Below are 8,944 nucleotides of genomic sequence, written 5' to 3'. Positions count from 1 at the left end.
ATATCCTCCAAACCCCGGGCCCCACCCGACCTCCTTCGGCTTCGCCTCGGAGGCCACCCTCCCCTACGGGGAGGGATGCGCGCTCCCCTCCCTCCCGAAATCCCTCCCCGGAGGGGAGGGTGGACACGGGAGCGACAGCGACCGTGGCCGGGTGGGGCCCGAGCTCGACGGTCTCCCCTCCCCCTTGTGGGGAGGGGCCGGGGGTGGGGGTGGTGCAGAATCGAGCGTATCGGTGCCTTCTGCACCACCCCCATCCGTCTCCGGGCTTCGCCCGGAGCCACCTTCCCCACAAGGGGGAAGGACAGGGGAGGCCGTCGCCGAGGTCGATCGACACGTCGTCCATTCGAGAGCACCGCAGAGCGCGACCTTCGTCCTCGACCGCGCCGATCGCCCCATCCTCCAAGCCATCCCCGTCGGCACCACGCGCGAGGCCTGGGCGGCTTCCGAGCGTGGCCTGTCGGGGGCGGATCTCGCGATGCAGATCGCGCTGCCGGAATTCGACGGGCGCATCGTCGCGGGGCCCCTCTCCTTCAAGGCGGAAGCGGAACCCGATCCCACGCTCGCCTTCGCACGGCGCATCGCCGCCCCGGACGCCGCCTCGATCGCGATGATCGCCGAGCGCGCGGCGGGCCTCGTGCGGCTCGCGCGAACGCCGCGCCACGCGCGCCGGCTCGCGCTCGTCCTGTCCGACTACCCCGCCCGCGCCGGCCGCGCGGGCTTCGCGGTGGGGCTCGACACGCCGGCTTCCGCGATCGCCATCCTCGAAGACCTCGCCGCCAACGGCTACGACGCCCGCGCGGATCTCCCCGCCGAGGCGCTGATCCCGCGCCTTCTCGACGGCCCCGAGAGCCTCGACGTCCCGCTCCACGAGTATCGCGACACCCTCGCCGCACTCCCCGAGGCGCGGCGCACGGAGATCCTCGAGCGCTGGGGCGCGCCGGAGGACGATCCGGCCTTTCGCGACGGCGCGTTCCGCTTCCCCGTGATCCGCGCGGGCCAGATCCTCGTCGCGCTGCAGCCGGATCGCGGCTCGGACGGCGACCGCAAGGGCGCCTATCACGACCCGAACCTCCCCCCGCGCCACGCCTATGTCGCCTTCTACGCCGCCTTGCGCATGCAGGTGCATGCGATCGTGCATCTCGGCACGCACGGGACACTGGAATGGCTGCCCGGCAAAGCGGTGGCGCTCTCGGCCGAATGCTGGCCCTCGCTCCTCGTGGGCGGGCTGCCGGTGGTCTATCCCTTCATCGTCGACGATCCCGGCGAGGCGGCGCCCGCCAAGAGGCGGATCGGGGCCGTCACGATCGGCCATCAGACGCCGGACGTCGCGCTCTCTGGGCTCGACGACGAGAACGCGGCGCTCAAAGAACTCGTCGAGGAATTCTCCGCAGCCCAGGTGCTCGATCCGCGCCGCGCCGCGCTCGTGGCGAAGGACATCCGCGCCCGCGCGGAAGCGTCGGGCCTCGCCACCGCCTGCGGGGTCGCGGCCGACACGCCGATGGACGAGGCGCTGAGCCGGCTCGACGCGCATCTGTGCGATCTCGGCGAGGTCGCGATCCGCGACGGCCTGCACGTCTTCGGCCGCTCGGGAGACGCAGGCAGCGCCGCGGGCGAGCGTGCGGGATTGCTGGCCGCGCTCGACGCGCGTTTCGTGCCGCCCGGCCCCTCCGGATCGCCGAGCCGGGGGCGGCGCGACGTGCTCCCCACCGGCCGCAATCTCGCGACCCTCGATCCGCGCGCGATCCCCACCCCCGCCGCGACCGCGCTCGGCGCCAAGGCGGCCGCGTCCGTCGTGCGGCGGCATCTGCAGGAGCACGGGGACTATCCCCGCCGCGTGGTGATGGATCTGTGGGCCTCGCCGACGCTCCGCACCGGCGGCGAGGACGTCGCGCAGGCGCTCGCGCTCATGGGCGCGGCGCCCACCCGCGATGCCGCCTCGACGCGCGTCACGGGATTCGAGATCATCCCCCTCCCCCGCCTCGACCGCCCGCGCATCGACGTGACGATCCGCGTCTCGGGCGCCTTCCGCGACACGTTCCCCGACCAGATCGCGCTCCTCGACCAGGCCGCGCGCACTATTGCCGCGCTCGACGAGCCGGACGAGTGGAACGCGCTCGCCGCCGCCCGCCGCGCCGGCTCCGCGCCCGCGCGCGTCTACGGCCCGGCGCCGGGCGATTACGGCGGGGCCGCCGCCTCGCTCGCGCTCGACGGGGAATGGCGCGCGCGCGAGGATTTGGGCCGCGCCTATCTCGCGCAGACCGCCCACGCCTACGGCGCCGCCGGCGCCCCCTCCCCCGATTCCGGCTTCTCCGAGCGCGTCGCGGGCGCGGACGCCTTCGTCCACGTGTCGGACGTCGCCGAGCGCGACATTCTCGACGGCGATGCGGCGGCAGACTCGATCGGCGGGTTCGCCGCCGCCGCCGCCCTGCTCGGCGCCGCGCCCGCGCTCTATTCGCTGGACACGAGCCGCGCCGAGCCGAAGGCGCGCCTTCTCGCCGAGGATGTCGACCGGCTGGTGCGCGGGCGCCTCGCCCATCCCCGCTACGTCGCCGCCATGCTGCGCCACGGCCAGCGCGGGGCGGCCGAGCTCGCGAACGGGGTCGACGCGCTCTACGCCTTCGCCGCGACGACCGATTGCGTCCGCGACGTCCATTTCGAGGCGCTCCACGCGGCCTACATCGCCGACGAGGCCGTGAACGCGCGCCTGCGCGAGGTCAATCCGCAGGCGGAAGCCGCGATCCGCGCCCGCCTCGCCGACGCGCTCGCGCGGGGCCTGTGGACGAGCCGTTCGAATTCGCTCGCGGCGCTCTTGCGCGGCGACGACCGGGAGGCCGCCGAATGAGCGCGCCCGTGCCCCCCTCCCGCCGCGGCTGGTGCCCCGGCACGCGCCGCCCGATGCAGACCGGCGACGGGCTCCTGGCACGCGTTCATCCCTTCGGAGGGATCTTGTCGCGCGATCAGGCGCTCGCGCTCGCGGATCTCGCGGAGGCCTGCGGCAACGGTCTTCTCGACGTCACGGCGCGCGGCAATCTCCAGATCCGCGGCGTGAGCGAAGAGACCTATCCCGTTCTCCTGGAGCGGCTTTCCGCGCTCGACCTCGCCGAACCCGACGGCCCCGGCCCCCACCGCCTCACCCTCGTCTCCCCGCTCGCCGGCATCGACCCGACGGAGGCCTTCGATGCGCTCGCCCTCGCGCGGGCGATCGAGGCAGACTGCGTGGGCGTGACGGGGCTGCCGCCGAAAGCTTTCGTCGCGGTCGACGGCGGAGGGCGTTTCGCGCTGCCGCCGGGGGCGGATCTGCGGATCGAGCCGGCGGAGGCGCGCGCGCGCGTGCTCCTCGCACGGGGGGAGGATTACGTGGCGACGCCCGCGCGCCCGCTCGCGGAGATCCCCGAGACGGTGGCGGGGATGCTGGAGCGGTTTGCAGCGCTCCCATCCCTCCCCGCAGGGGAGGGTGGCCTTTCGAGCGGAGCGAGAAAGGCCGGGTGGGGCCCGGGTGGTGAGCTTGCTTCGACCCTCGGGCCCCACCCGACCCCTGTCGCTCCGCTCCAGGGGCCACCCTCCCCTACGGGGAGGGATCGCCTGCGCGACCTCTCCGACGACGCGCGCGCGTTCATCGCCGGGCTCCCATCCCTCCCGGCAGGGGAGGGTGGACTTTCGAGCGGAGCGAGAAAGGCCGGGTGGGGCACGACGCGCGAAGGACGATCTCCACCCGGGCCCCACCCGACCCCTGTCGCTCCGCTCCAGGGGCCACCCTCCCCTACGGGGAGGGATGTCGCCCTTCTCCCCCTCCCCTTCGGGCGCATCGCAGCCTCCGCCTTGCGCTTCGTCGCGAGCCGGGCGCCCGACCACCTCCGGCTCTCCTTCACCCGCGCCGTCCTCGTGCCCCACCTCACGACCCCCGAACGCGAGCGCCTCCTGCGAGACGCTCCCGAACACGGCTTCGTCGTCGATCCCGCCGATCCGCGTCTCGCCGTCGAGGCGTGTCCCGGCGCGCCCGCCTGCCGATCCGGCCTCGCCGCCGCGGCTGCGGATGCGTCGGGCATCGCGCAAGCCGCGTCGCACCTCCTACGCGAGGGGCTGAGCCTCCACGTCTCGGGCTGCGCGAAGGGCTGCGCACGACCGCGGCCGGCGGACCTGACGCTGGTCGCCGTGGACGAGGCGACCTATGGCCTGGTGCTCGGAGGTGGCGCCGGTGATAAACCGGTGCGGATCATGACGCGCGCGGCGCTGGAACGGGCGCTCGCGAGCACGCAATGCCGCGCGGACCTCGCGGCGGCGATCGGAGAATAACGGGTTTGAGCGGGCCATACGATTACATCCGCGACGGAGCCGCGATCTACGCGCGCTCCTTCGCCATCATCCGGGCGGAGGCGGACCTGTCGCGCTTCGAGGGGGCGGCCGAGCGCTGCGTCGTGCGCATGATCCACGCCTGCGGCATGACGGACCTGCCCCGCGACGTCGCTCTCTCGGAGGATTTTGCGGAAAAAGCGGTGGCGGCGCTCGCGCGCGGCGCGCCGATCCTGTGCGACGCCAAGATGGTCGCGAACGGCGTCACCCGCGCCCGCCTGCCCGCCGACAATCCCGTGATCTGCACGCTCGACGATCCGCGCACGCCCGATCTCGCCCGCACGATCGGCAACACGCGCTCCGCGGGCGCGATGGAGCTGTGGCGGCCGCATCTCGACGGCGCGCTCGTCGCGATCGGCAATGCGCCGACCGCCCTCTTCCGGCTCCTCGAAATGCTCGACGAGGGCGCCCCGCGCCCGGCCGCCGTGATCGGCTGCCCGGTCGGTTTCGTCGGCGCGGCCGAATCCAAGGAGGCGCTCGCCGCCGACGGGCGCGTGCCCTTCATCGTCGTCCACGGCCGGCGCGGCGGCAGCGCGATCACCGCGGCGGCCATCAACGCGCTCGCGAGCGCGGTCGAGTGAGGAGGCGCGCGCGATGAAGCCCTTCTCGCCGATCGTCGGCATCGGGCTCGGCCCCGGCGATCCCGACCTCATGAGCGTGCGCGCCCGCGCGGCGCTCGAGCGCGCCGACAGGCTCTACCATTTCGCCAAACGCGGCGTGCGCGGCAATGCCCGCACGATCGCCGATGCGGTGGTCGGGGCGGACCCCGCGCGCGAGGTGGCGATGGTCTATCCCGTCACGACCGAGCTCGACCCCGACGGCGCCGATTACCGCGCCGCCATGGCCGCCTTCTACGAGGAGTGCCGGCGCGCGATCCTCGCGGACGTCGAGGCCGGGCGCGTGGTCGGCGTGCTCTGCGAGGGCGACCCGTTCTTCTACGGCTCGTTCATGCATCTGTGGATCCGCCTGAAGGGCGCCGTCCCCGTCGAGACGATCCCCGCGATCACCGGCATGTCGGCGGCTTGGACCAATGCGCAGGCGCCGATCACCTGGGGCGACGACGTGCTCGTGGTCGTGCCTGGAACGCTGGCGGCGGACGAGATCGCGCGGCGCATCGCGGTCGCGGACGCGCTCGTCGTGATGAAGCTGGGGCGGCATCTGTCGAAGGTCCGCACGGCTCTGGAAGACGCGGGGCTCGCCGAGCGGGCGATCTATGTCGAGCGGGCGAGCATGACGGGCGAGCGCATCGTGCCGCTCGCCGAGGTGCCGGAGGATTACGCGGCGCCCTACTTCTCGATGATCCTCGTCCCCGGCCAGGGGAGGCGCCCGTGAGCGGGGGACGCCTCACGATCGTCGGCCTCGGGCCCGGCGATCCCGATTGGATCACGCCGGCCGCTCGCGCCGCGGTCGAGGATGCGACGGACATCGTGGGTTACGCGCCATACGTCGCGCGTCTCCCCGAGCGCGACGGCCAGACGCGGCATGCCTCCGACAACCGCGTCGAGCTCGACCGCGCGCGCCATGCGCTCGCGCTCGCGGCCGCGGGGCGGCGCGTCGCGGTGGTGTCGGGCGGCGATCCGGGCGTGTTCGCGATGGCGGCGGCGATCATGGAGGCGCTCGAGGACGGCGAGGCGGCCTGGCGCGCGCTCGACATCCGCGTCGAGCCCGGCATCACCGCGATGCTCGCCGCCGCCGCCCGGCTCGGCGCGCCGCTCGGCGGCGATTTCTGCGCGATCTCGCTCTCGGACAATCTCAAGCCCTGGGAGGTGATCCTCGCCCGGCTCGACGCGGCGCTCGCCGCCGATTTCGTGATCTGCCTCTACAATCCGATCTCGAAGGCCCGGCCCTGGCAGCTCGGCGCGGCGCTCGAGCGTGTCGCCGCCCGCGATCCGCAGCGACCGGTGATCATCGCGCGCGCGGTGGGCCGCCCGGACGAGCGCATCGCGATCGCGCCCGCATGCGAGACGCGCGCGGAGGAGGCCGACATGGCGAGCCTCGTGATGATCGGCGCCTCGACGACGCGGCTCGTGGCGCGCGATGGCGCCCGGCCCTTCGTCTACACGCCGCGCAAAGTCTCCGGAGCGGCGGGATGAGAGGCGAGCCACGCCAGAGCCGCCTCGACGCTCTCCACGCTCTCGACGCCGTCGGGGCGCGGCGGGCGCGCGACGAGGATTATTGGGACGCCGAGCACCCGCGCCGCGGCGAGTTTCGGCGCGGTCGCGGCGGCGCCGGAATTCTTGGTGACGAGCACCTCCACCCGCTCGCGCGCCATCAAGGCTCGCTCCGCCGCCTCGTCGAAGGGCGGGCGATCCTCGATCGTGACGAGGCGCGGCAGCGCGTCGGCCGCGATCGGCTCGATCGTGCGCACGATGTAGAAATGTTGCGGCGCGGCGCGGAAGGCGTCGAGCTCGAGCCTTCCGACGGTGAGGAAGACGCGGCGGGGCACCTCGCCGATCGCGCGCGCGGCCTCGCCCATGTCGGAGACCTCCCGCCAGCGATCCCCCTCCCCCGCCTGCCATGGCGGACGCACGAGCGCGACGAGCGGCACGCCGGCCGCGCGCGCGGCCGCCGCCGCATTGGCGGAGATGCGCGCGGCGAAGGGGTGGGTGGCGTCGACCAGGGCGTCGATGCGTTCCGCGCGAAGGTAGCGCGCGAGCCCCTCCGCGCCGCCGAACCCGCCGATGCGGGTCGGGACGGGCGGCAGGCGCGGCGCGCTGGTGCGGCCGGCGAGCGAGAGGATCGCCTGGACGCCGGGGATGTCCGACAATCGCAGAGCGAGCGCGGTCGCCTCGCTGGTGCCGCCGAGAAGGAGGATGCGCATGGACGCTCTATCGTCTAGCCCCGGCTCTTTGTCGAGCGCGGCGCGCGCGCCCTGGCTGACCATCGTCGGCATCGGCGAGGACGGGCGCGCCGGCCTCTCCCCCGCCGCCGCCGCGGCGCTCGACGCGGCCGAATTCGTCGCGGGCGGGGCGCGCCATCTCGCGCTCGCCGCTCCCCTCGCCGCGCAGACCTTCGCCTGGCCGAGCCCGATCGCGGAGGGCTACGAGGCGATCCTCGCACGACGCGGCCGGCCGACCTGCGTCGTCGCGAGCGGCGACCCGTTCCATTACGGCATCGGCGCGGAGCTCGCCAAACGCTTGCCGGCCGACGAGATCCGCGCCTATCCCCACCCCTCCGCCTTCTCGCTCGCCGCCGCCCGGCTCGGCTGGTCGATCCCGGACTGCGCGCTCGTCAGCCTGCACGGGCGGGCTCTGTCGCGGATCGTGCCGGAACTGGTGCCCGGCGCGCGCATCCTCGCGCTCACGAGCGACGGGACGACCGCCGCGCAAGTCGCCGCGATGCTCGTCGCGCGCGGCATGGGCGCCTCGCGGCTCGTGGTGCTCGAAGCGCTCGGCGGACCGCGCGAGCGGGTGCGCGCAGCGCAAGCGGAGGGTTTCGCGCTCGCCGACATCGACCCGTTGAACCTCGTCGCGATCGAGGTCGCGGGGGGCGCGGAGGCGATCGCGCTGCCGCGGGCGGCGGGGCTCGACGACGCTTTGTTCGAGAACGACGGGCAGCTCACCAAGGCCGAGATCCGCGCGATCACGCTCGCGGCCTTGCGCCCGCTGCCGGGCGGGCTGTTGTGGGACGTCGGCATCGGTGCGGGCTCGGTCGCCATCGAATGGTGCCTCGCGCACCCCCGCAATCGCGCGCTCGGCCTCGAAGAACGCCCCGACCGCGCCGCCCGCGCCCGCGTCAATGCCGAGCGCCTCGGCGCCGCCGCGCTCGAGATCCACGACGGCGTCGCGCCGGACGGGCTTTCGGGCTGGCCCGCACCGGACGCGATCTTCGTCGGCGGCGGCGCGGGGGATCCGGGGGTGGTCGACGCCTGCTGGGCGGCTCTGAAGCCGGGCGGGCGGATCGTGATCAACGCCGTGTCCTTGGAAACCGAGGCGATCCTCGCGCGCCTCCACGCCGCCCATGGCGGCGCGATGCGGCGCATCGCGATCTCCCGCCTCGATCGGGTCGGCACCATGCATGGCTGGCGGCCCGCGATGCCGGTGACGCAATGGGTGGCGGTGAAGGGATGATCGTCGCAGGGGTGGGATTCCGGTCGGGTGTGGACGGCGCGGCGCTCGCGGGCCTCGTCGCCGAGGCGCTCGCGGCGGCGGGTCGCGTGGGGGCGCCGATCGCCGCGCTCGCGACGTTGGAGAGCATTTCGCACGCGCCGGGTTTCGCGGATGCCGCGAGCCGGCTCGGCACGCGCGCGCTGACGCTGTCCCACGAGGCGCTTCTCGCACGCGACGCGGAATGCCCGACCCGCTCAGAGCGTTCGCTCGCGGCCCACGGCCTCGGCTCCGTCGCCGAAGCCGCAGCCTTGGCCGCCGCCGGCCCAGGCTCGAGGCTGGTCTCGGCGCGCATCGCGAACGCGACCGCCACCTGCGCCCTCGCGGCCCCCTCCCTCCCCGGAGGGGAGGGTGGACTTTCGAGCGGAGCGAGAAAGGCCGGGTGGGGCCCGGGTGGAGGATTCGCTTCGAACCTCAGGCCCCACCCGACCCCTGTCGCTGACGCTCCAGGGGCCACCCTCCCCGCCGGGGGGGGAAGCAGGCGCCCC

General features: G+C 74.4%; 7 protein-coding genes and 1 pseudogene. 7 read left to right on the top strand and 1 reads right to left on the bottom strand.

The window, feature by feature from the left end; all coding sequences use genetic code 11:
- Nucleotides 1–349 precede the first annotated feature (349 nt).
- The 5 genes and pseudogenes from ACK4UM_RS20485 to cobJ all read left to right on the top strand — a co-directional run.
- Nucleotides 350–2,842, top strand: a pseudogene (locus ACK4UM_RS20485) (cobaltochelatase subunit CobN); the annotation flags it as partial.
- Nucleotides 2,839–4,293 (top strand): precorrin-3B synthase, encoded by a 1,455-nt coding sequence (locus tag ACK4UM_RS20480; RefSeq protein WP_409802770.1) that lies wholly within the window; start codon nt 2,839–2,841, stop codon nt 4,291–4,293. The pseudogene ACK4UM_RS20485 and the gene ACK4UM_RS20480, both read left to right, overlap by 4 nt.
- 5 nt (nt 4,294–4,298) lie before the next feature.
- A complete protein-coding gene (locus ACK4UM_RS20475) occupies nt 4,299–4,931 on the top strand; it encodes a precorrin-8X methylmutase (protein WP_409802768.1) in 633 nt (210 codons plus the stop codon).
- A 13-nt stretch (nt 4,932–4,944) separates the two neighbouring features.
- On the top strand, nt 4,945–5,682 hold the full coding sequence (locus tag ACK4UM_RS20470) for a precorrin-2 C(20)-methyltransferase (protein ID WP_409802766.1): 738 nt from the start codon (nt 4,945–4,947) through the stop codon (nt 5,680–5,682).
- Nucleotides 5,679–6,443, top strand: coding sequence for a precorrin-3B C(17)-methyltransferase (cobJ, locus tag ACK4UM_RS20465; RefSeq protein ID WP_409802764.1), 765 nt, complete (start codon nt 5,679–5,681; stop codon nt 6,441–6,443). The genes ACK4UM_RS20470 and cobJ overlap by 4 nt, the downstream gene beginning before the upstream one ends.
- Here the strand turns inward: cobJ and ACK4UM_RS20460 are convergent.
- The gene (locus tag ACK4UM_RS20460) at nt 6,407–7,171 is read right to left on the bottom strand and encodes a cobalt-precorrin-6A reductase (protein ID WP_409802762.1); all 765 of its coding nucleotides are present in this window, start codon (nt 7,169–7,171) and stop codon (nt 6,407–6,409) included. The two genes, cobJ and ACK4UM_RS20460, sit on opposite strands and share 37 nt — an antisense overlap.
- Between ACK4UM_RS20460 and cbiE the strand changes: the two genes are divergently transcribed.
- A complete protein-coding gene (gene cbiE, locus ACK4UM_RS20455) occupies nt 7,170–8,420 on the top strand; it encodes a precorrin-6y C5,15-methyltransferase (decarboxylating) subunit CbiE (protein WP_409802760.1) in 1,251 nt (416 codons plus the stop codon). The two genes, ACK4UM_RS20460 and cbiE, sit on opposite strands and share 2 nt — an antisense overlap.
- On the top strand, nt 8,399–8,944 hold a 546-nt coding region (locus tag ACK4UM_RS20450; protein WP_409802757.1), incomplete at its 3' end, for a cobalamin biosynthesis protein. The genes cbiE and ACK4UM_RS20450, both read left to right, overlap by 22 nt.

This window comes from Salinarimonas sp., from assembly GCF_046292825.1.
Classification (GTDB): Bacteria; Pseudomonadota; Alphaproteobacteria; order Rhizobiales; family Beijerinckiaceae; genus Salinarimonas.
The sequence above is the reverse complement of the archived record's forward strand: the minus strand, read 5'-3'. Positions and strand labels throughout refer to the sequence as shown.

What these genes read in the sequence shown, in the direction of transcription:
- ACK4UM_RS20480 (WP_409802770.1), top strand. Translation starts at nt 2,839, where the DNA reads ATGAGCGCGCCCGTGCCCCCCTCCCGCCGCGGCTGGTGCCCCGGCACG.
- ACK4UM_RS20470 (WP_409802766.1), top strand. Translation starts at nt 4,945, where the DNA reads ATGAAGCCCTTCTCGCCGATCGTCGGCATCGGGCTCGGCCCCGGCGAT.
- cbiE (WP_409802760.1), top strand. Translation starts at nt 7,170, where the DNA reads ATGGACGCTCTATCGTCTAGCCCCGGCTCTTTGTCGAGCGCGGCGCGC.
- ACK4UM_RS20460 (WP_409802762.1), bottom strand. Translation starts at nt 7,171, where the DNA reads ATGCGCATCCTCCTTCTCGGCGGCACCAGCGAGGCGACCGCGCTCGCT.